This window comes from Shewanella sp. H8, from assembly GCF_040285065.1.
In the GTDB taxonomy this organism is placed as follows: domain Bacteria; phylum Pseudomonadota; class Gammaproteobacteria; order Enterobacterales; family Shewanellaceae; genus Shewanella; species Shewanella polaris.
In genome coordinates, this window is the sequence record NZ_CP157213.1 from 286,422 (window position 1) to 308,896 (window position 22,475).

20 protein-coding genes and 1 pseudogene are annotated in these 22,475 nt (G+C 40.9%); 8 read left to right on the top strand and 13 right to left on the bottom strand.

Features of this window, described 5'->3' with window-relative positions:
- Window positions 1–7 precede the first annotated feature (7 nt).
- The 3 genes and pseudogenes from ABIS04_RS01215 to ABIS04_RS01225 all read right to left on the bottom strand — a co-directional run bounded on the left by ABIS04_RS01215 (window position 8) and on the right by ABIS04_RS01225 (window position 2,474).
- Window positions 8–1,516 (bottom strand): efflux RND transporter periplasmic adaptor subunit, encoded by a 1,509-nt coding sequence (locus ABIS04_RS01215; protein ID WP_350432345.1) that lies wholly within the window; start codon window positions 1,514–1,516, stop codon window positions 8–10.
- A 197-nt stretch (window positions 1,517–1,713) separates the two neighbouring features.
- A pseudogene (locus ABIS04_RS01220) lies at window positions 1,714–1,932 on the bottom strand (heavy metal-binding domain-containing protein); the annotation flags it as partial.
- Between the two features lie 92 nt (window positions 1,933–2,024).
- Window positions 2,025–2,474 (bottom strand): hypothetical protein, encoded by a 450-nt coding sequence (locus tag ABIS04_RS01225; protein ID WP_137223703.1) that lies wholly within the window; start codon window positions 2,472–2,474, stop codon window positions 2,025–2,027.
- A gap of 712 nt (window positions 2,475–3,186) precedes the next feature.
- Between ABIS04_RS01225 and ABIS04_RS01230 the strand changes: the two genes are divergently transcribed.
- Window positions 3,187–3,750, top strand: coding sequence for a NapC/NirT family cytochrome c (locus ABIS04_RS01230; protein ID WP_137223701.1), 564 nt, complete (start codon window positions 3,187–3,189; stop codon window positions 3,748–3,750).
- Between the two features lie 132 nt (window positions 3,751–3,882).
- Here ABIS04_RS01230 and ABIS04_RS01235 read toward each other — a convergent pair whose 3' ends face one another.
- Both ABIS04_RS01235 and rsmD read right to left on the bottom strand, forming a co-directional pair.
- The gene (locus ABIS04_RS01235) at window positions 3,883–4,152 is read right to left on the bottom strand and encodes a hypothetical protein (RefSeq protein ID WP_350432349.1); all 270 of its coding nucleotides are present in this window, start codon (window positions 4,150–4,152) and stop codon (window positions 3,883–3,885) included.
- Between the two features lie 6 nt (window positions 4,153–4,158).
- Window positions 4,159–4,761: a 16S rRNA (guanine(966)-N(2))-methyltransferase RsmD gene (rsmD, locus tag ABIS04_RS01240; protein ID WP_350432351.1), complete on the bottom strand. Its 603-nt coding sequence runs from the start codon at window positions 4,759–4,761 to the stop codon at window positions 4,159–4,161.
- Window positions 4,762–4,941: 180 nt separating this feature from the next.
- On the opposite strand from rsmD, the gene ftsY reads away from it, so the two are divergent.
- The 4 genes from ftsY (at window position 4,942) to rpoH (ending at window position 9,274) form a co-directional block, all read left to right on the top strand.
- Window positions 4,942–6,531 carry a signal recognition particle-docking protein FtsY gene (gene ftsY / locus ABIS04_RS01245; protein ID WP_350432353.1) on the top strand — a complete coding sequence of 530 codons (1,590 nt, stop codon included), beginning with the start codon at window positions 4,942–4,944 and terminating at the stop codon, window positions 6,529–6,531.
- 3 nt (window positions 6,532–6,534) lie between these two features.
- Window positions 6,535–7,224 carry a cell division ATP-binding protein FtsE gene (ftsE, locus tag ABIS04_RS01250; protein ID WP_137223693.1) on the top strand — a complete coding sequence of 230 codons (690 nt, stop codon included), beginning with the start codon at window positions 6,535–6,537 and terminating at the stop codon, window positions 7,222–7,224.
- On the top strand, window positions 7,221–8,186 hold the full coding sequence (gene ftsX, locus ABIS04_RS01255; protein WP_137223691.1) for a permease-like cell division protein FtsX: 966 nt from the start codon (window positions 7,221–7,223) through the stop codon (window positions 8,184–8,186). The genes ftsE and ftsX overlap by 4 nt, the downstream gene beginning before the upstream one ends.
- 230 nt (window positions 8,187–8,416) lie before the next feature.
- Entirely contained in the window at window positions 8,417–9,274 is an 858-nt protein-coding gene (gene rpoH / locus ABIS04_RS01260) for an RNA polymerase sigma factor RpoH (protein WP_137223689.1), read from the top strand.
- Window positions 9,275–9,429: 155 nt separating this feature from the next.
- Here rpoH and menE read toward each other — a convergent pair whose 3' ends face one another.
- The 5 genes from menE to ABIS04_RS01285 all read right to left on the bottom strand — a co-directional run bounded on the left by menE (window position 9,430) and on the right by ABIS04_RS01285 (window position 15,094).
- Complete coding sequence (gene menE, locus ABIS04_RS01265; protein ID WP_350432356.1) at window positions 9,430–10,902, bottom strand: o-succinylbenzoate--CoA ligase; 1,473 nt, start codon at window positions 10,900–10,902, stop codon at window positions 9,430–9,432.
- On the bottom strand, window positions 10,899–11,999 hold the full coding sequence (gene menC, locus ABIS04_RS01270) for an o-succinylbenzoate synthase (RefSeq protein WP_350432357.1): 1,101 nt from the start codon (window positions 11,997–11,999) through the stop codon (window positions 10,899–10,901). The genes menE and menC overlap by 4 nt, the downstream gene beginning before the upstream one ends.
- 2 nt (window positions 12,000–12,001) lie before the next feature.
- Complete coding sequence (gene menH / locus ABIS04_RS01275; RefSeq protein WP_350432358.1) at window positions 12,002–12,838, bottom strand: 2-succinyl-6-hydroxy-2,4-cyclohexadiene-1-carboxylate synthase; 837 nt, start codon at window positions 12,836–12,838, stop codon at window positions 12,002–12,004.
- Window positions 12,820–14,559 (bottom strand): 2-succinyl-5-enolpyruvyl-6-hydroxy-3-cyclohexene-1-carboxylic-acid synthase, encoded by a 1,740-nt coding sequence (gene menD, locus ABIS04_RS01280; RefSeq protein ID WP_350432359.1) that lies wholly within the window; start codon window positions 14,557–14,559, stop codon window positions 12,820–12,822. The genes menH and menD overlap by 19 nt, the downstream gene beginning before the upstream one ends.
- A gap of 106 nt (window positions 14,560–14,665) precedes the next feature.
- Window positions 14,666–15,094: an Lrp/AsnC family transcriptional regulator gene (locus ABIS04_RS01285; protein ID WP_137223680.1), complete on the bottom strand. Its 429-nt coding sequence runs from the start codon at window positions 15,092–15,094 to the stop codon at window positions 14,666–14,668.
- A gap of 164 nt (window positions 15,095–15,258) precedes the next feature.
- On the opposite strand from ABIS04_RS01285, the gene yjeH reads away from it, so the two are divergent.
- Window positions 15,259–16,542 carry an L-methionine/branched-chain amino acid transporter gene (yjeH, locus tag ABIS04_RS01290; RefSeq protein WP_350432360.1) on the top strand — a complete coding sequence of 428 codons (1,284 nt, stop codon included), beginning with the start codon at window positions 15,259–15,261 and terminating at the stop codon, window positions 16,540–16,542.
- Between the two features lie 12 nt (window positions 16,543–16,554).
- Here yjeH and ABIS04_RS01295 read toward each other — a convergent pair whose 3' ends face one another.
- Window positions 16,555–17,007: a TerB family tellurite resistance protein gene (locus ABIS04_RS01295; protein ID WP_140233067.1), complete on the bottom strand. Its 453-nt coding sequence runs from the start codon at window positions 17,005–17,007 to the stop codon at window positions 16,555–16,557.
- Between the two features lie 141 nt (window positions 17,008–17,148).
- Window positions 17,149–17,694 (bottom strand): DUF2780 domain-containing protein, encoded by a 546-nt coding sequence (locus ABIS04_RS01300; protein ID WP_350432361.1) that lies wholly within the window; start codon window positions 17,692–17,694, stop codon window positions 17,149–17,151.
- Between the two features lie 170 nt (window positions 17,695–17,864).
- Between ABIS04_RS01300 and ABIS04_RS01305 the strand changes: the two genes are divergently transcribed.
- Both ABIS04_RS01305 and ABIS04_RS01310 read left to right on the top strand, forming a co-directional pair.
- Window positions 17,865–18,587 carry a hypothetical protein gene (locus tag ABIS04_RS01305; RefSeq protein ID WP_350432362.1) on the top strand — a complete coding sequence of 241 codons (723 nt, stop codon included), beginning with the start codon at window positions 17,865–17,867 and terminating at the stop codon, window positions 18,585–18,587.
- A gap of 32 nt (window positions 18,588–18,619) precedes the next feature.
- Window positions 18,620–20,086, top strand: a complete 1,467-nt coding sequence (locus tag ABIS04_RS01310; RefSeq protein WP_350432363.1) for a DUF4145 domain-containing protein — start codon at window positions 18,620–18,622, stop codon at window positions 20,084–20,086.
- Between the two features lie 174 nt (window positions 20,087–20,260).
- Here the strand turns inward: ABIS04_RS01310 and ABIS04_RS01315 are convergent, their stop codons facing one another.
- Window positions 20,261–22,474, bottom strand: a complete 2,214-nt coding sequence (locus ABIS04_RS01315) for an EAL domain-containing protein (RefSeq protein ID WP_350432364.1) — start codon at window positions 22,472–22,474, stop codon at window positions 20,261–20,263.
- Between the last annotated feature and the right edge of the window lies 1 nt (window position 22,475).

Genomic DNA, 22,475 nt, shown 5'->3' on the forward strand with positions numbered 1-22,475 from the left:
GTGCTCCTTAGTGCTGGTGAGCATCGGTTGTGGCGTTTTTACTGGTTGAAGTGTTATTGCTTAACCTTTGTAAACTACCTTGAATGCTGGCTTCAGAGTCCAGTAAAAACTGTCCTGATATGACGACTTTGTCATGTTCATTGAGCCCCTCTAAAATCTCAGCCTTACCGCCCGACATGATACCAATTTTTACTGGTACGGAAGCAAAGCTAGTATCACTACGCTGTACTACAACACGATTCTCGCGACCGGTGAGAATAAGCGCTTCGGTCGGTACCGTAAGCACGTTATTCTTAGGCAGTCCAAATAAGGTTACATCAACCAAGCTACCCGGTTTGAGTTTGTCATTAAGATTATTAAGCTTAATCCGTACTCGCATTGCTCGGGTAACGGGGTCTAATTCGGGGTAGATATAGTCAATCGTTGAATCAATATCAAACAGCCCTTGAGCCGCCGCACTCACAGTGACTTTACGACCTTGTTGCAGCCAACTTTGCTCGTTTTCAAATACATCAGCAATAACCCAAATGCTGTCTAAATTAACGATTTCAAATAGGGTATCCCCTGGCTGAATATACATACCAGGACGAATTGTAAGCTTACTGATAAAACCATCTTGCGGAGCATAAAAAGGCACTTTAAAAATGGTTTCACCGGTTTTTTCTAAACGGTTAATCACCTTATTATCAACACCCAGTAACGCTAAGCGCTTACGTGCTTTAAGTAATAAACTACTGCCTCGTTTTTTATCTTGTTTAAGGTAATCTTGTGCTTGAGAGTAATCGTCTTGGGCATTGACCAATTCAGGCGAGTAAAGCTCATATAACAATTGGCCCTTTTTTATCTTTTGACCAACATTATGCACCATGAGCGTTTCTATCCATCCGGTTGCTCGGGTATGCACATGGCCAATAGTATTTTCGTTATATTGCACTGTACCTATGGTGTTCACTTGACGAGATAAGTTCGATTTTTCAACGATATGACTGCGCATGCCTAATGCTTGTTGCATACCGCCAGAAACGCCAACAACAATTTCTTGGCTTGCATCAACAACGGTGACTTTCTCAAGGTTCATACCACAGATTGGGCATGTGCCAGGGACATCGGACACCACATGAGGATGCATTGGACAGACATATTTTACATTGGTGCTATCGTCCTGATTTGCCGTAGGCAGCAATGCCGGTTTAGATTGACTAAATACCTTATCGGCTTGGCTTTTTTCTACAGGGGTCGTATTTTGCATGTTTGGCATTTGATGTTGAGTGTCGTCAACGGTGGACTCTTCTTCCTCCTCTTTGACGACGAGAAACATATTACAGATGGGACAGGTTCCCTCTTTATCACTGATAACTTCAGGGTGCATTGGGCAAGTATAGGTTTTACTGGCTTGTGACAGATGCTGGGCATGGTCGTGTTCAGCAGCATAAACGGCAGGTGATGTCAGAGCAACTGGGATGGTTATCCCAACAAATGCGCCCAGTAGCATGCTAGAGAGTGGAAATTTTTTCATAAAACCCTCGATATTCATCATAACAATACTGACGATCGTCATGATGAATAAACGCTAAAAAATAATAATATTGGATATGTTCAACACGCAATAGCGATCAATTGAACTTAATCTGCTAGGTTTTTTTCTACTGGAATATCACTTTGCATGTTAACCATTGGATGCATAGTGTCTTTAGTGGCGGACTCTTGTTGCTCATCTTTGACAACCAAAAACATATTACAGATGGGGCAACGGCCCTCTTTATCACTAATCACTTCAGGATGCATTGGACAAGTGTAGGTTTTACTGGCTTGTGACTGATGTTGGGCATGGTCGTGCTCGACGGCATAAGCGATTGGTGATGATAGAACCAATGGGAGAAAAACGCCGACAAACGCGCCTAAGATTACACTAGAGAATGTAATTTTTTTCATAATAACCTCGATATTCATCATGACAATCATGATGATAAACGCTAAAAACAATAATGTTGAATGTGCTCAAGGCACAAGGATGATCAATTGAATTAAGCGATAGGAGGGCGAAAAGCTGGTGGGAAGGCGATTGATACTCGATTAACAACCATAGTAATAGGGGCCGAAAAAAGCGGGATGTTGGTTATCGGCAATTGAATATCGATAAGGTTAGCTACCAGAGAAATGGTCAAACAGTGATTACAATCAATACTGCAAAAGCCTGAACCATTACAACAACTGGCTTTGGGAAGTGATGAGGTCACTGATTCATCAATATTATTAACAATATTCGAGACATTATCGTGGCAATTTATCATCGCCTTGTGTGACATTGATACCGTGGTGTCAGTTGCGTCATCTGTTTGAGTAGACATTGTTAGTTGGGTCATTTGGGCATTGGCCATCGGTACCATTAAACTGTCATTAGTCAATAACCCCTGTCCGACAAGTGCGAACAAAGTGATAGTGATGATCCAATAATTTGACAGTTTTGCTTTCATTTAACCTTAACTAATTTGTGGTGTGTAGATAGCTTAACAGACCTTTACATCAGTAAACATCTTTCAAATAATTTTGTTAACCCAGATGATAATAACTTTTTTATGTTATCAATCGTGTGATGCACATTCCATTTCATTAATGTAGATAAGTCTAACACCAAAGCCAGTGAGTTTTTGCTGGACCTTGGTTGATATTATTTATATTTCAACAAATCGTTTAAACAAAGAACGCCTACTCTATTTAAAAATGCTACCCATCCGAATTCGTTAACGTTAAAGGTCATCATAAAGTGAGAATGCTCCCATTAATGTAGACAGTATTAAAAGAGCGACTTATTGAGTGCAGTATAAGCAACTCTATGAGCCTTGGTGGTAAAAAGATGGCAAGTAAGATGTCGGAGATGTTAAACCGTATATTTTTGTATTTGAACAGACATTTATCAATCAATTCTGCATGTCTTTATACCAAAAAACAGCTTGGTCCATCTTCTCTTTTGATCAGAGAAGTAGGGTTCAAATAAATCTTCTAGAAATTAATCGGTCCTTTTCTTTTTGTAATATCAGTAAAATAGCGATCCACCTCTCATTTTCAATAATTTTTTGACAAGCAATTATCAGAATAGCGACTAGAATCAATTTTCTAACTATAAAAAATCTTAAACTAACAATATAAATATTAAGAATTCCATTTTGCTATTACGGAGATTGAACAATGAACTGGCGTGCACTATTTAAACCAAGCGCGAAGTACTCAATTATTGCACTTATTGTTGTGGGTGTAGTTGTGGGTGTCGTAGGTTATTTCGCAACTCAACAAACTTTGCATGCAACAAGTAGTGATGCTTTTTGTATGACATGTCACCGTGACCATTCGTTAAGAAAAGAAGTCATGGAATCAGCTCATGGCGGTGGTAGAGCTGGTGTTACAGTGCAATGTCAAGATTGTCACTTACCACATGGCCCATTTGCATATCTAATGAAGAAAATCATTGTTTCTAAAGATATTATTGGTTTGATGACCATTGATGGCTTTATGACTCAAGAATGGTTAGATGAAAATCGTAAAGAACAAGCGGATTTAGCGTTAAAATATTTCCGCAGCAATGATTCAGCTAACTGTCAGCATTGTCATACTCGTATTTATGAAGATCAACCTGATACGATGAAGAAAATGGCTGTAAGAATGCACACCATGAATTTCAAGAAAGCACCAGAAAAGAGAAAGACTTGTGTCGATTGTCATAAAGGTGTCGCGCATCCTTACCCTAAAAAGTAATGCGTTAATTAGATAAATAAAAACCTCGTTATATTAACGAGGTTTTTTTATGCCAATTTCTCAAGTAATAAGTGCCTACTAATTTAGGGGGAAGATCGGATCATAGATTTATTGTAGGCGTTGTAGATTCTTTTAATCAGCATTCTGGCTATGGTATTGATCTAGTATCGCAAAGAGCCCAAATAATAAAATTGCACCATAATGTACGCTTATTATATTTTTACGAGGCAAGATGGTTGCTGCCAGCATTGCCATTAAAACGTGCATAGCGAGAGTAATACTAGCAAGCAGATTAAGGCTTTCAGACACTTCTGGACTAAAAGCCAGTAAACCATAAGCCACTAGACACCACATTGATAATGTGGCGGTTTTACCGATTAGCGTAATATCATTAATAGACATGGTTGTTTATTCTGTTGCCGATTTTGCAGCGATATCTGCTTGGTACTGATAGAGTCGATAACAGACTTGTCCTGCTTGTTTTTCTTTTAGTGCAATCCAAGTAGCGGGTACTTGGAATGAGGCTAATGTTGACTCGGTTTCAACATAAATAAGAGCATCATTGTTTAACCACTGATGAGTCATTAATAATTCAACCGTTTTACCTGCCAAGTCTTTATGAAAGGGAGGATCGATAAACACAATATCAAAACCTGTAGCTGTGCCTTTAGCAAGCATTTGCAAACTATCTGCATTTACAACCTCTGCATTTTGGCATTGCAGTGTGGCGAGATTTTGTTTTAGCTGATTAGCCGCGTTTTTTTGCAGCTCAATCATGGTGGCAAAATTAGCATAACGAGATAATGCTTCGAGGCCTAATGCACCACTGCCAGCATAGCAATCGAGTACTCTGGCACCACGAATATCGTTAGCAAGCCAATTAAATAAGGTCTCGCGAACGCGATCGGTGGTTGGTCGCAGGCCTTCGAGATCATGGATTGGCAGTTTACGAGAACGCCATTGACCTGAAATAATTCGCACCTGACCACTACTGGTGTTTTTTTTAGCCATCTCGCCCTCGTCATTTTGCCTGAACAAAGAAAAAAGAAAGTGGTAGACTATGCCACAATCTGAACTGTCGTTATTTTATATCAAACTTGTGATTAAATGTGAGTATTCATCATTTTACTGGTTAGAGATGCAACAAACGGCGTCATCTGAATTTTAAGCATATAAATACTGGTAACAAATATGGCAAAGAAAGGTTTTTTCTCTTGGTTTCGTAAAGATAAGCCCGTCCCTGAAGTTGAAGAACAACTCCATGATGTTGATGTCACCACAGAGCATGTAGCTGAAAATTCGCAAGCAGAGCAAGTTGCAGCCGAACAAGTCAATACTGACAAGCTAGCGGCTGAACAATTAGCGCAGACACAAGCAGAAGAAGTGGCTCGTCTAGATGCTGTTCGTATTGAACAAGAGCGTATTGATACAGAACGCGCGCAGCAAGCTCGTATTGATGCAGAAAAATTAGCTGCAGAAGTATTAGCCGCTGAAAAGCTGGCAGCAGAGCAGTTAGCAGCAGAACAGTTAGCAATAGAGCAACAAACTAAAATTGCTGAATTAGCACGCCTTGAAGCCGAACGTATCGCAGCCGAACAAGCGGAGCAACAAAAGCAAGCTGCCCGCTTAGAGGCTGAACGATTAGAGCATGAACGTAAAGAACAAGCTCGTTTAGAAGCGGAGCGTATTGCTGCAGAGCAATTAGTACTAGACGCATTAGCTGCAGAAAAGCTGGTGTCAGAACAACTAGCCGCGCAGGAATTAGCTGCACAAGAATTAGCCGAGCAACAAACACCAATAGAGTCTGTGGACTTAGAGTTGCAAGATGAACCTCAAGCTAAGCCACACAAAGAAGGCATGTTCACTCGGTTAAAGCGCGGTTTAATGCGTACCAGTGAAAATATTGGTTCAGGTTTTATTGGTTTATTCAGTGGTAAAAAAATTGATGATGAGTTATTTGAAGAACTCGAAGAACAATTATTGATTGCCGATGTGGGCGTAGAAACCACCACTAAACTGATTAAAAGCCTCACTGAACATGCATCACGTAAACAACTTAAGAATGCTGAAGCTTTGTATGACTTAATGCGTGAAGAAATGCAAAAAATGCTCGACCCCGTTGCTGTACCTTTGATTCCCGATAATGCAAATGGCCCATTTGTCATTTTAATGGTTGGTGTCAATGGTGTGGGTAAAACGACGACCATTGGTAAGCTGGCTAAACAGTATCAAAGCCAAGGGAAATCTGTCATGTTAGCCGCTGGAGATACGTTCCGCGCGGCAGCTGTAGAACAGTTACAAGTATGGGGCCAACGCAATAATATTCCAGTCGTCGCGCAGCATACTGGCGCAGACAGTGCTTCAGTTATATTCGATGCCTTGCAAGCGGCTAAAGCGCGCAAGGTCGACGTATTAATTGCTGATACGGCGGGACGTTTACAAAACAAAAGCCACTTAATGGAAGAGTTGAAGAAAGTCGTGCGAGTGATGAAAAAGCTCGACCCAGATTCCCCCCATGAAGTCATGCTAACCTTAGATGCCAGCACGGGTCAGAATGCTATTAGCCAAGCTCAACTATTCCAAGAGGCTGTAGGTGTCACAGGTATTACCATTAGTAAGTTAGACGGTACCGCTAAAGGTGGAGTGATTTTTGCGATTGCCGACAAGTTTACTATTCCTATTCGTCATATCGGTGTTGGGGAGCAAATTGATGATTTGCGTACTTTTAACGCTAATGACTTTATTGAAGCATTATTTAGCCAGGATAAAACGGACCAATAATTTATGATCCAATTTGAGCAGGTCAGTAAAATCTATGCAGGAGGCCAAAAGGCCCTCATGGATGTCAATTTTCACCTCCGACAAGGTGAAATGGCCTTTTTAACCGGCCATTCTGGTGCGGGTAAAAGTACCTTGCTCAAACTCATTACCGTGATTGAACGTGCCACGGCAGGTAAGGTTTCCATTAATGGACATAACCTTGCCAACGTAGGCCGAAAACATGTGCCTTATTTGCGTCGCAATATTGGAGTGATCTTCCAAAATCACCATTTGCTGATGGATAAAACAGTATTCGACAATGTAGCCCTACCGTTAGTGATTGAAGGGTTCACCCATGGCGAAATTCGTAAACGGGTGGCGGGTGCGCTTGATATGGTGGGTTTATATGGCAAAGAGCGTCATTTGCCAATAATGCTATCTGGTGGAGAGCAACAGCGAGTCGGGATTGCCCGTGCCATTGTGAATAAACCACCGCTATTACTGGCTGATGAACCAACAGGTAACTTAGACCCTAAATTATCGATGGATATTTTACGTTTATTTGAAGCCTTTAATGACTCAGGTACCAGCGTGCTTATTGCCACCCATGATTTAGGCCTAATTGCACGAATGAAATATCGCACTTTTACCCTTCGTCAAGGACGTATGCTCGGCAGCGAAAGCACTGCGCCTGCAGGGGAGAATATACGATGAGTAAAAAACCGAATATTACTCAAAGTAAATTACCGTTAAGTGGCCGCATTGTGATGTTTTTTATTCGTCATGTGCAGCAAGGCATGTCAAGTATGGGCGAACTTTGGCGTAGTCCCGTTTCATCGGTCATGACCATGGCTGTTTTAGGGGTGAGTTTAAGTTTACCGGCTGCATTGCAGGTGCTTGTTAAAAATGCCGAAAATATTACTCAATCTTGGAACAGTGCCGCTGAAATTTCATTATTTATTAATAAAGGTCGCAGTGAACAATCTATCCAAAGTTTATTGTCGCGTATTAAAACATTTCGTGAAGTTGAATCGGTCACTTACATCAGTCGCGATCAAGCATTAGAGGAGTTTCAGCGCTTATCTGGTTTTGGTGAGGCGCTGTCATACTTAGATGAGAACCCATTACCTGCAGTGGTTACCGTAACCCCTTCGGTTAAATATTCGAGTCCAACTGGTGCTCGTGAATTATTAGTAAAGTTAGAACGCGAACCCGAAGTCAACTTTGGCCGTTTAGATATTGAATGGTTAGAACGTCTGCAAGCATTACTTAAATTACTTGAAAAAACCGTACTCGCGATTGCCGCTTTGCTAGTTCTAGCTGTGGTGTTAGTCATTGGCAATACTATTCGCTTAGCGATTATGAACCGCCGAACAGAAATTGAAGTCATGAAGTTGGTCGGTGCTACAGAAGCATTTATTCAGCGGCCGTTTTTGTACACCGGGATTTGGTACGGTGTCATTGGCGGTATTTTGGCTTGGCTTATTATTAATATCTTAGTCTGGTATCTCGACAGTGCCTTAGCTGAGTTGTTGGGGTTATATGGCAGTGAATTGACCATAAAGGGTTTATCATTTTCGGAGCTGATTAAATTAGTAATGCTGGCATCATTTTTAGGTTGGTTTGGCTCATATTTATCTGTGCGCCAGCACTTGCGTAACATTGAACCGTCATAATTGCAGGTGTATAATTAACGGGTCATACAAAATGAACGTTTGTTCACTTGCTTTGTTGTTTGTATGCGGTAAAAATATTAGTTAAATAGAACCTTATTTGACATATGATGTCATATAGTTGATAGTTCTTCAGCTAATTCAAGTGAACCTTGTAGTGTTGTGAACCTAACAAGGTTACTTATCGTACTGAGTTAACTGAAATAATTTTTTTGAATGTAGTAGGAGAGCGAATGACTTATCAAACGCAATCAATGGCTCTAGCTGTTCCGCATAATGCAAGCAGTTTAGAAGCGTATATCCAGTCAGTGACCAGCATCAATATGTTGGACGCCGATACTGAGTATGACATCGCCAAGCGTTTACAAGAAAATGGTGATCTACAAGCTGCAAAGCAATTAATTATGTCGCATCTTCGTTTTGTTGTACATGTGGCGAAAGGTTATTCTGGATACGGTTTACCGCAGGCAGATCTTATTCAAGAAGGTAACATTGGTTTGATGAAAGCGGTTAAACGCTTTGATCCTAATGTCGGTGTTCGTCTTGTGTCTTTTGCAGTGCATTGGATTAAGGCAGAAATTCATGAATACGTGTTGAAAAACTGGCGTATCGTGAAAGTGGCTACCACCAAAGCACAGCGTAAATTATTTTTTAATATCCGTAAGTCTAAAAAGCGTTTAGGTTGGTTCAGCGACGCTGAAGTGACCATGGTGGCTGAAAACCTAGGGGTATCGAAAGCAGATGTAACCGAAATGGAATCTCGAATGGCAGCCCAAGATCCTGCTTTCGATTTAACCAATGACAGCGACGATGATCACCATGATTTTGCCCCAGCATTATATTTAGAAGATCATTCTTCTGATGTGGCAGATCAAGTTGAACACGCCGATTGGGAAGCCGATTCTCAAACACGTTTATTATCAGCAATCAAAACGTTAGACGAACGTAGCCAGCATATATTACGTGCGCGTTGGTTAGATGATACTAAAGTGACTTTGCAGGAGCTCGCATCGACTTATGAAGTCTCTGCTGAGCGAATTAGACAGCTAGAAAAGAATGCCATGAACAAGCTTAAATCTTGTATGGAGTAACACTCTAGCGTATTCGATTTAGAGAGATTAAAACCTGCTACGGCAGGTTTTTTTATAACTAATATTCGAGATAAATCCAATCTAAACTGCTTCATTATAATCCAACTCAAACTAGCCTAAATCGTAGAAGATAATAACCCAATTTATTGTACTGTTTATGAGGTACTTATTTGGGCTTGAATCGATGCAATAATGCTTTTTCTTGGGACTTTTAAGCCACTATAGGCAACATTTTTTGGCCAAGTAAAAAACTGTCTTGGTCGTTTAAAGCGTGCCAGAGTCGATTCTACCAACTTACATAGCTGACCATTAATCTTTTCAATATCCAAAGTTTCAGTAGAATTTACACCATAATCAATAATAGCAGCGGGTAAGTAACCAAATATAGGATCGGCTACTGCAAACACAATGGCTTGGGTGACATTAGGGTGGGTTAGTAAAACGGCTTCAAGTTGTTCAGGGTGAATGTTTTCACCGCCACAAATAAACATGTTATCCATGCGGCCTAAAATACTGAGCTGGCCATCTGTATCTAACTTTCCTTTATCATTCGTGCAAAACCACCCATGTTCATCTAACGGTAATGTTAATCCTTGCTCGGTTAAATAACCTAAAAATAAGCAATCTCCTTTTACCCAAATAGCACCTTCTTTCAAGGTCAGTTGTCTTGAAGGTAAAGGTTTACCATGATGGCCTGATAAATTGGCCTTTGCTGTGGTAATTTGCGAGCTCATTTCTGTCATACCATAGCTGGTAAAAGCATTAATATGTTGGCGTTGTAATGCCTCAATAAGTGCCGGTTCTATCACTCCGCCACCGAGTAATAACGCGCTTATATTGGCTAAGGCAGCTGGGTACTGTTGCAGTATCTGTATTGCTTGGGTTGGCACTAATGATACGTGGGTAATGTGACTGTTAGTGAGCTGCTCTGCCAAAGATTGTTGCGGGTTTCGCAGTACAATACATGCACCCGCGAGTGTACAACGATGAATAATGGCTAGACCACCAATATGAAACAGTGGCAATGATAATAGCCAAGCGTCAGATGCTGCTAAAGCAATAAAGGTTGCAGATCCTTTGGCACTGTTCACATGGTTCATTAAACAATGTACCGCAGCTTTAGGCGTGCCACTTGAACCAGAAGTGAGAATAATATTTGAAGCTTGATAGGGTGATATCTCAACACTATGGCTACTTGGTTGAGGCACATTTTTAGCGAGATCAATATCTAGCCAATTTACATGGTCAATTGTCGCTTTGCGCTTTGGTGTATCGGTCCAGAGCCATTGCAGTGAAAATCGTTCGATAAGCTGATTAATCTGTAAATCGGCAAATCGCGGTGATAAAGGTAAAAATATCCAGCCTGCATCTATGCATGCCCAATAAAGGCAAATCATTTCAATATTATTGTGCGATACACACGCGACAATATCACCCTGTTTAACGCCTTGAGCTTGCAATTGTTGTACTAGATGATGGACTAAACCACTTAGGCGGGCGTAATTTATTTGAGTACAGTTAACAGGGCGTTTTAGCGAACTGACACCCGTTGTGGTGTCGTTGGTGGCGACTTGAATCGCAATCGCATCTGGATAAGTTATCGCAGCTTGATGCAAAGGAGACATCATTGTTCATCTACCTTGTTTGAATCACGTATTTGACCGATATGGACCAGTTGACGTAATGCTTTATGGTTTAATTGCGGCGTTAATCCGCAGCTTGCTGACAGCAATGATTGACTAAAGGCGCTTAAGGTATCAAGGCCTGGTGATTCATCTGGAGTTAATGCTTGGCTAACTAAGCGTAAGTCGTTTATGCCCATATCAGCTTCTAAGCTTGAGCTTAATATACAGCGGACACCTTCAAGATGAGCCTGGTTAATCATATGTTGTAATTTTTCTAGCGAACCCAATAACATTGGCTTGATGATTAATGCCCCTAATCCGGGTTGCAGTAAGGCTAAGCTAAGATCAAATTTTGGTGAGTTTAAGGATTCATCCAAGGCGAACTTAATCCCTAGTTGGCGAAATATTTGGGGATTATCGCTAGGGATAATACAAGGCTCTTCAATGTATTCAATTTTGTGTTTTGGTAAACAGGCTAAAAAGTCGATGGCCTGCTCAAGACTAAAACCACGATTGGCATCTAAACGTAATGTGACCTGTGGAGCGATAGCTAGTACCTGATAAATAAATTGGATCTCGCTTGCTATGCTGGTCTGCGCCACTTTTATTTTAACGCTGTTGATGCTGCTCTGTGTCAGTAGTTTTTCGTTGACGACTTGTGTTGACATACCATCGTAAAGCAACGGCACCACAGCAGATTGAATCCGCGGATTTTCAATCCGAACTGGCAATGTTTGGGTCAATTTTGCATCTAATAAGCTTAAGGAAAATGCTAGCGAGGGTAACTTCGTTTGTTTCGCAATGTCATTTAATATCGCCAAGGGTTGATCGATAAAAGAGGCTAATAATTGTTGCAGTTGTGATTGCACCTCATCAAGGGATTCTTGGCTAAACCCGGTTATTGCTTGGTTATCAATATCTAAGCCTGACAGTGGCGCGATTTCAGCCCAAGCTGTTTGATGGTTATTGAGTTGGATGTAGAGCACTAAACCTTTTCGACAATCAATCCGTTGTATCCCCACAGGTAAGCTAGGATTGAGATCAATGTGATATTGATAAATCGTACAACTTGTTATTGTTAACTCGTCTGAAGATGGCATCGTTACTCCTTTAGAGTCGCTATTGGATCTAAGCACAACAACGTCAGTAAGGTGTCGGTAAATAATTGCGGATGTAAGCTATGAATATTGTGTCCAGCAGCATGCAATGGGTGTAACTGTAAGTTTACTGAACTAGAACTAACATCGGCGAGTGTCGCCTGCCAATCAGTCGCGACTTGGGCGAATTTTTTATCATCAACACCATAAATAAAGTGACATGGACAGCTCAGCTTTTCCAGCACATTGCGACAATCTTGTTGCAAGCTCAGTGAGGTTGTTAGGTAACAATTGGCTAAACGAAGTGGATCATTTATTTGACGCAAAGTAATAAGTTGCTGTTTTTGATGTTCAGTTAAGTCTCTGAAAACTGCCTGCTGATACCAAAGAGCGAGAAAGTCCGTTAGTGATAAATGTTGGAGTTTGTTAGCCCAAAGATTATCGCTTTGGGCTCGAGCCGCTATCTGCTTGGCATCTTGTAAGCCTGGATGAGCTGATTCTAGCGTGATGCTTAGTAGCGAGTCTGCAAAGTCATTTGCAATATGAAGCGCTATACGACCGCCTAGTGAGTAGCCCAATAAATGAAATTGTTGATAGCCCATGTGGTGCATTTTATTAACTATTAGCTCAGCAGCTTGGTGCAAACCAGGCGAGTCGAGGGTGTCAACATTGCCACCATGACCAGGTAAATCAATACAAATACAATGAAAATGTTGGCTTAACTGTGGCATCAAAATAGACCAGTCGTCTTTGCTGCCTAGAAAACCATGCAACATCAACAATGCCGGTAATTGTGGTTGGCCAAAACGACGGACCATTACCATTAGTGCTGTTTTACCCATTGGTTAATTTGAGCTATTTGATCGCTTGCTTGCGTCGGGCTGACATTGACCTCAATCACTGAGGCATAATTAAACTCAAAAGCTTCCTGATAAGCTTCATTAAACGATTCAATGTCATCGACTTGGCGATAAGCTAAACCAAACATGGCTGCACCATAACCAAATTCTAAACCGTGGCTTAAGCGATAAAAGTCGTTACGAAGTTCTTCATTCGGTACTGGCAATAAATTAAATATGTTCCCGCCGTCATTGTTGAGAATAACCAGCACAAATGGCTGGGTCATTTGTTTTAACAGTGCCAATGAATTGAAATCATGTAAACAGGATATGTCACCAATAACAAGAGTGGTGGGTGCTTTTTTGCCTGCCGCAACACCACATGCAGTTGCAATTAAACCGTCGATACCCGATGCACCCCTATTGGTATAAATTGCCGGAGTATTGGTGGCAATTGGCGCATACATATCATAAAGCCGAATAGGTAAACTATTACCAATAAACAGTATGTTGTTATCTGTTTGAGCCAAAGCAATAGTGCGCACGACTTGAGCTTCACCGAAAGTGGTGTGGTCGATTTGTTGTTTAAACAGCGACTCCAGTGATTCATTTATTGGTAATAATTGCAGTGCCCAGTTGGCTTGTGATGAGCGCGACCAAGGTAATTGGCAAACTGCCTGCACACTGGCTTGAAATAATGATTTAGGTTGGTGGCTCTGATCTAAGCGATCGCCATGCTTAACCACTTGCCAGTAGCTATGCCAAGATTGTTGGGCCAAAAATTGAATTAAACGTTTGGAAATAAAACGCCCACCAAACACTAACACCCGTTCGGCTTGTTCAAGCTGTTTGTTGGCTTTAGGGTTTAACAGTAGCTGGTCTACGTGGCCGATGACACCAGGATGCTGACGTAACTGCGACTGCGCGTCCACTAATACTGGCCAGCCTAGTTTTTGGGCTAATGCGATAATTTGCTGAGGATTATCTTCAGGGGCTAAGGTGCCAACTATTATCACGCCTTTACCATGAACAAAACGCATTAAAGCATCTGTAGTCGGTAACTCGGCACTATTAAGGCCCGCATAATGAGTTAATGGTTTAGTATTTTCAAACCATTGATTCAACGGTGCAAGATAGGTTGCTGTGGTAACGCTAGCCGTTTTTTTTACATGAGCTAATGTCATCAATTCTGTTGGATATAACGGTTCACGGTACATACAGTTTATGTGTACTGGCAGATGTTGATTGGCTACCGCATGATCGATGGTACTTAATAATGCATTGGCGGGATAACCGAGATCTGGCGTTGGTAAGTTAATTTGCTTAGCATATTGAGCAAAAATGGCTGGCTGAATTATCGCTTGATTAGCACCACAATCAATCAGTTCTGGCGGTCTATCGCCAGATAACACAATCAAGGGCACATGAGTTAACCACGCTTCGACAATAGCCGGATACAGATTTGCTACCGCGGTGCCTGACGTTGTAATAATGGCCACAGGCGTATTGCTGGCTTTTGCCAGTCCAAGGGCCATAAACCCTAAACCACGTTCGTCAAAATGAATATGCCGTGTGAGTTGGGTTTGGCTAGCCGCTGCCAATGTTAACGGAGTCGAGCGAGAACCTGGCGCCATGCATACATGCTTAACGCCTAAGCGTGCAAGTTCTTCGAGGATCAATTGACCCCATAACAAATTCATATCGGCGCTGGTCTGTTGTTGCATAATGGCTCATATCTATATAAATAACGAATATTAGTGTAACGCCAAGTTAGCGTTATATCTAAGATTTAGCGCAGATTTTTATTGCAAAGCTGCAAATAAACGGTGGTTATGGTTGATTGTTAATCCACTCACTTAATACGACATGGGTTTTAATTTTGATGATGTCAGCTTGAGCATCAATATACTCTCGTATTTCATGCAGTCGCTGCATTGAATTGGCATGCACATAAACCAATAAATCCATGTCACCAGTAATGCCTTGGCAGGTAATGATTTCTGGTATTGTGGTAAAAATATGAATAACTTCAGCGCACCGAGCACAACGATGTTGAATTTCAAAATAGGCAGATACGCTTTGTTTTTGCGATTCGCTCAGTAATACCTGATAACCGCGGATAATGCCTGTTTGTTCAAGTTTTTTTATCCGTTCGGTGACTGCACTGCGTGATAAATTTACTTGTTGGGCAATAAACGAAATACTCTGTCGAGCATTTAGGCGTAATTCGCTTATAATCGCTTTATCAAATTTATCCAATGAATCATTTCCTGTTATTTGAGTACGCGCAGTCATTGTGTCGGTAATTTGCTTTCTTTCCGTCAATTTGTCGGTTTTGTAAAGCAAGTTGCACGAATTAACCCGCAGAATGTTTGCTTGTTTAGCTTTATAATATCGCAATATATCACAGTAAGAATAAGATAATGAATCAAATGACAGCAACAATAGGGCGTTGGCAAGGTGCTGGTTTAATGGCCACCACTTTGTTAGGAACTGGGGTGTTTATTTTACCGCAAATGACCATTGAAGTAGCGGGTTCAGCCTCGTTATTGGCGTGGCTATTACTCACGGTTGCGATTATCCCCGTTGCATTAGTATTTGGTTTACTTGCGAGTCGGTTCCCACACGCAGCAGGCCCCGCTTACTTTATTGAAAAAGCATTTGGTGCTACGGCGGGAAGAACCATTGGGTTAATCTTTTTATTGGTTATTCCTATTGGTGCGCCAGCAGCCATTTTAATGACTTTTCAATTTTTAGATGCGCTAGTGTCGATTTCTGGGATTGGGCAATTAATTGCAGAGTTAGTTATTGTCGCGGTACTACTGCTGTTGAATATCAAAGGTATTCAAGTGTCGGCAAAATTACAGTTTGCACTCACTTTGCTGATTGTTGCTGTCGTGGCCATATTGTTTGGCGCCAGTGGATTAAATGTGGATCAGCTAGAAAACTTTGCTCATAGTAGTCACCCACAATTTAGTGGGGTAATGCTGGCAATGGGGATTGGTTTTTGGAGCTTTCTAGGTATAGAGGCCATGACCCATCTTGCCAGTGACTTCCGCCAACCTCAAAAAGACTTGTTACCAGCGATGATGATGGGCACTGTGCTAGTGGGCGTTATTTATTTAGCCTGTACCTTTCTATTACTTATGGTGCCTATTGACGGTGAAGGCTTAGCGATGATATTGGCATTTGATTATTTATTATCAAATACTTTTTTAAGCGGGTATGGCGCTAATATTATTGGAATACTGGGCATAGCCAGCGGTTTAGCCACGGTGAACGTGTATGCCGCCAGTGCAGCTCGTTTGTTATGGAGTTTTAGTAAAGAAGGTATTTTGCCACGCTATTTTGATAAGTTAAATCCACACGGTGTACCTTTTAGAGCTTTGTTTGCCATTTTAGGCGCGATGGCAATTGTCATTGTAGTGACCTTTTATAGCAAACATGAATTAGAAGACTTAATCGCGTGGAGTAATGGTGTGTTTGTGATTATTTATTTATTGGCCATGTTGTCAGCAGCTAAGTTACTCAGCAAGCGATATTTACCATTAGTTATTGCAGGTTGTTTGTTTTGCATTGGATTGGGTATCGCACTGGGTACTAATATGATTTATGCACTGGTATTGGTGCTGGTTATTGCCCCTTTTATGTGGTGGCAAAAAGCACATCTCACTCGAAAATATTTGCTGCATAATAACGAGGGTTAATTCAGCAAATATTTAATCGTTGGATTCAATCGCAATATTGCGCATTTGAATGAGCTCACTGTGCTTTAAGTGGAGTAAATCAGCTGTGCGACGAATAATTTGGTCTTCATATTGCGACAATTCACCATCGGAATACGCTAGTTGCCACATTGAAAGTAGTAATTTTTGTTTATCATCAATGCTAAATTGAGCATTAATCTCGGCGGTAAACTCAAATAGAGATGTGGCATTTTTACGGCTTTGTTTTGCCTCTTCTATAAGGGTTATCGCTTCTTCTGAGTTAATGCCTAACGTGTTTATGAGCATTTCAGGCAGTAAAGCAGCTTCAGCAGCAGCCAAATTTTCGTCGGCATACACAACCTCTTGCAATAGGGTTGCGGCAGCAAGGTTGAGGTTTTTCTGTTTATCTTCTGGGCTACTTTCTTGAGTATGAGATTGGAGAAATTGTTTTAGTTTGGCGATCATAATTATTCCGTCAAAGAGTTGTATTCATTTTGATGCTAGCAAAAATGATAATCCCAAGCGAATGGCTTGGGATTAAATAATGTTAACGCAAGATTTGATGGCTAGTGGCTAGCCACTAATGATTAGCCATCTTAATGAAGATTATAAGACTGAACCTAAACTTTTCATTAATAAATCTACTGTGCCATCACCACCACTTTGTTGTAGATAGTTTTTAGCAATATCAACCATAGGGGTAATATATTCTTTTGAGATACCGAGTTTTTCAAAAGCATCATACACCATGGCACTACCTTGTAATGCAGAGCCCAAATCACCTGCTTGTGATAGTAATCCTGACATTCCACTATCTGATGATAATGCAGGCACAGCAGCGAGTAAGCTGTCTGCATTAGGAATACTGTTGGTTAATTGGCTAAAATCGTTATCACCTAAATTGGTTTGGGCTAAACTGAGTAGCGACCCCAATCCGCCTTCTGCTTGGTTTTGAGACAAACCAAGTTGTGACATTACGCTGCCCACTAAGGCGCTTGATTGTTCGGTGGTTTCAGATTGTACGGTTGTTTGAGCTTGTTCTGTTACTGGTTTTTTAGTCATTTCAGTCACGCTGTCTAACCAACCCGCTGATGCTGGTGTAGATAATACCAAGGCGGTAACAAGTACCGGTAATGCGGATGTTAATTTCATAATTCGTGTCCTGTAATGTGTTTCAATCTTTAAACTTAGGCGTCATTTTAACCTGATTTACATAAATACGACAACAGATCACACTTTTTGCTCATTAGACTTGTGCAAAATGGATTTATTTTGGGTATCCTAAGCGCCATATTCACCGTTAATAGATTACTGGAACCCAAATGTCATTGTTTGCCATTTTGACTGAAGCATTTAACTTTTTTCGAAACCATATCCGTCAGCTTGCCGTACTGACTTTGCCATTACTGTTAATCCAAGTCGCTATTCAACTTTGGCTTGGTAATGAAATGATCCAGGCTGATGTAGAAAATCCGCAATTTGGCGCGATACATGCTGCAGCAATGATGGCGCTATTATTGGTCTTTTCATTTTTAATTGCTGCTTTAACTTTGTATTTGGAATTACGCTCTCAAGGTCATGATCTTGCACCTGGACAAATATTAAAAGCGAGCTTTCCGTTTGTACCACCGTTGTTACTGGCAGGGGTATTTTCTGGATTAGCTATATTAGCGCCAGTAATGATTTCTGCTGCATTTGGTCCATTGTGGTTAATTGGCTTAATTGTAAGCTTGTACCTTTTCTCTCGCTTAGCTTATGTGAACTTTATGGTGGTGGTTGAGCGTTTAACACCATTTGAAGCGATTAAGAGTAGCTTTAAATTTAGTGGGCCAATTACCATTAAAACCATTGCGGTATTAATGTTATACGTACCATTGTCTCTATTGGCGGGTATGTTTTCACAAGTTGCGATGCAAGTTGGCTTTCCACTGCAGCTAGTGGTTGAGGTGACTTTTTCGTTCTTAGGTTTGTTTGTTAATATAGCTTTGTTTAGATTGTATATGGTTAATCGTAAAACACCGGATGTTGATAACGCTGAAGGATAAGCATTCCATTAACGATCAAAAAGGAGAGGCCATTGTTAAATGATATTGAGTTTATTGATGGTTTTTCTACTGAGTTGAGTGATGATTACCGTTTAGCTAAAAGCTATGTCCGCGATATTCCTACTCAAGCGCTCGTTTATATTAGGAGCTTTACCCATAAGCTGGCCGCTCAATTGGCTCAACTGCACGATATAACATTTACCTCTGCAAACTTATATGATCGTATCGAACAGCTAAATCAGCAACGGGTGATTGATGTTGCTGCTGTGCGAACGTTACACCGTCTCCGCACTGACGGTAATCGCGGCGCCCATCCTGAAAAATATCATTTAACTCAAGTTCAGCTTATTAATATTGCTGAAAAGTCGATTCATCATATTTTGCAGTTAATTGAAAAACTGTATCAATCTTTACGTCATTGCACTGCACCCCATTATCAATTTGAAGCTTTTGACTCCTATGCTGGTCGCGATTTATGTTATCGCGCAGTGATGCAGAATGACTCCGAGGCCCAGTATTTAGTTGGCATGTCACTTAAAGCCAAAGGCTTGATGTTGCAAGAACAGGAACATGCTTTGGCGCAAAGCATTGACGATGCAAGTTCAACAATATCAAAAACCTTAAACTCAAGCTCAAACTCAAACGCTTCAATGGCAAGCGAGCAAACCTCAGCTGATGTATTTTCGCAAGCTGCTCACTGGTTTAGTCTTGCATCAGGGCAACATCAAACTGCATTATTTGAGCATGGCGTGAGCTTATTGCATGGTTATAGCGGTAAGGTAAATTCAGCTGAGGGTGAACAGTTTATTGCACAAGCAGCGGAGCATGGCGTGGTTAATGCCCAGGCTTTATTGGGTTTCTTCTATCTGGTGGGAAGTGACCAATTCGAGGTTGATCTTAGTCAAGCCGAAACATTACTAACCTTGGCCGCGAACGCTGAAAATGCTGAAGCAATGTCAAATCTTGGGGTATTGTTCTATCAAAACCAGCAATTCGAACAAGCCTACTTATGGGTAAATAAAGCAGCACAAACAGGTTATCCTCACGCACAATATCATTTAGCGTTAATGCTCGAGCATGGTCAAGGGTGTACGGTTGATATAGCCGTCAGCCAGCAATGGATGCAAGAAGCCGCTGAACAAGGTCAATTGGATGCAATGTTACGTTGTGGCAGTGATATTTTACATGATGACGCAGCCAGTCAGCAACAACTTGAAACGGCTGAACACTATTTACATCAAGTGATTAAGTATGGCCGTAATGTCACCGCAATGATTGAATTGAGTGTGGCTTTAGCTGACGGAATTTTAGGTCGTATTGATGTGGTGCAAGCTGCGTATTTATTACAGCAAGCAAACTTGCATGCTGATGATATTCAACGACAAGTCATCGAACCATTATGGCAGTCGTTATTGATGCAAATTGAGAGTGTGATTGCGCTTAATCCAACAGAAGCGGAATTGGCTGCTTTACAACAAGCTAAACGCTTTCTTGGATAAGCCATGTTGTTGCCTCAACGATGGCATGTCCTCCTATTGTCTAGAAGTACATCACGCTTAGGGTGTTAATACCATGCTCAATAATTTTCTGAACAATTAAGAGTGGTGCAAGCTTTTCAATTTAAGGCTCACTTCTAAATGGCCATTATTTAGGTTAAGGCTACTAAGGTTAAGTTATGCCTTTTCTAAGTCATTATCAGGAAACAATGGGATAGGCCGACATACTCCGTACCCTTGTGCAAAATCAACTCCCATTTCATCAAGTATTTCTATAATGGATTGATTTTCTGCAAATTCGGCAATGGTAATTTTCCCCATGATATGACCGATTTGGTTAATGGTTTGAGTAATCGCTCGGTCGACCGCATCATTTTCTAAATTTTTGACAAAGCTACCATCGATTTTCAGATAATCAACGGGTAGATTTTTTAGGTATCCAAAAGAACTTGAGCCTGTACCGAAATCATCCAACGCAAATTTAACACCTATTTCTTTACATGCTGTGATGAACTCGATTGCAGAGTGCATGTCTTTCACCGCTGCTGTTTCTGTTATTTCAAAGCAAAGGCATTGTGGATCGATATTATATTCTATAATTTTCTGTTTGATATATTCAAATAGGTCCAATGAATTAATAGACAATCCTGACAGGTTGATGTTGACTATCAATGTCTTGTTCTCATGAATTTGCTGCAAAAGGTGGAATCCAGACAACACCTTATTGATTACCCAACGATCAATTTCCCTGATTAGATTGTATCGTTCTGCAGCCGGAAGAAAATGACCAGGAAGAATGATTTCACCTTCATTCGATACCATCCTTAAAAGGACTTCAAGGTGTAAGCATGATTCGTCATCTGAAGTAAGGGAACGATAGACTTGATGGTATAGAACGAATCGATCATCTTTCAAGGCTGAATTAATACGTCCTACCCATCCAGTTTGACTTCGTCTGTCGGCTAATTCTATATCGCTCTCTTTATATTGGCATACCTGATGGCGTCCTTGCTCTTTAGCCCAGTAACACGCTGAGTCAGCCTGACCTATAATTTCTTTGCAGCTAAAACTGTCATTTACTATTGCGGTAAAGCCTATACTTATTCCAACCGTATATATTTGCTTTTCCCAGACAATCTGGAATTCTTCAATCGCATTGAGTAACGCTTGAGCTATTAATTTTCCTCTAGTTTCATCACAACACTCAAGAATTAAACCAAATTCATCACCACCAAGACGAGCTAGAGTATCGTTTGCACGTATTTGGGAGGACATGATGCGAGATAATTGTTGGAGCACATCATCTCCGGCACTATGCCCACATGAATCATTTATTATTTTGAAGCGGTCGAGATCCATGTAGCAAATGATATATATTTGACCATTGTCAATTGTATTATCTATGGCTTTTGTCACTCGGTTTTCAAATTCACGGCGATTGATTAATCCCGTTAACAAATCATGTGTAGCTTCCCAGGATTGTCTTTCAAGATGTTTTCGGGCGACAGTGACATCACGTAAACATAAAACACCACCAATAAGCTTCTTTCTCTGGTCAAATATGGGGGCTGATCGCTCTTCGACCGCGATTTTAAGGTCTCCTGATATTTCGAGCATACTACGTTGGTTGCAAGTTGCCACAGTTCCAGAATCTAATGTTTCTTGTAGGGCACTGTCTATTGCAAATCCAGTATGCATATCTGTGAGCTGAAGATGATCTGCTATGGACTCACCCTGTAACTCAGCTAATGATTTTCCCAGCATTTTCTCTGCTGGCAAGTTTAAATAGATAAGATTACCATTAATATCATATAGTAATATTGCATCGGCAATAGAATGCAATGTGGTTACTGCCCGTTCTTTTTCGGTATATAATTCGTCTGAAATTCGTTGAAGCGCCCTTATCGGTAGTAAACGTAGAACAAGTAAAATGAGTAAGGCTAAGACGAAACCAAGTACAAAGGCCAAAAGTATATTTTTATATAGCGTCGAAAGTGATGCACTAACAACGATATTCCCAACAACTTTATCAATATCATAAAGTGGATAGCTGCGTTGCACCGTAAAACCAGTTAGAGCCTCTCCGGATGAAGTGATGACTTCTCCTTCTGAATCGAGTATCTGGATGTATTCGTTGTCTAATCGCACTGGCTCTCTACTGAGTACACCTTGTAAGCGGTTTTCAGCATACATCCACGTATCGGGAAGAGTTGTGATTAAATCAGCCTGAGCATTGGCTTTAATCTTAGCTTTAAAGCTGAGTGATTTTGTTAGGTCGTTATATGCCGTTAGTGTGTAACCTACAGGCAGGCTAATACCGACCAGTAAGGATATTAACAGTGCATAATGGGTTAACGTCTTCGCCAGTCGCGTATCTTGAGTAGATAACATC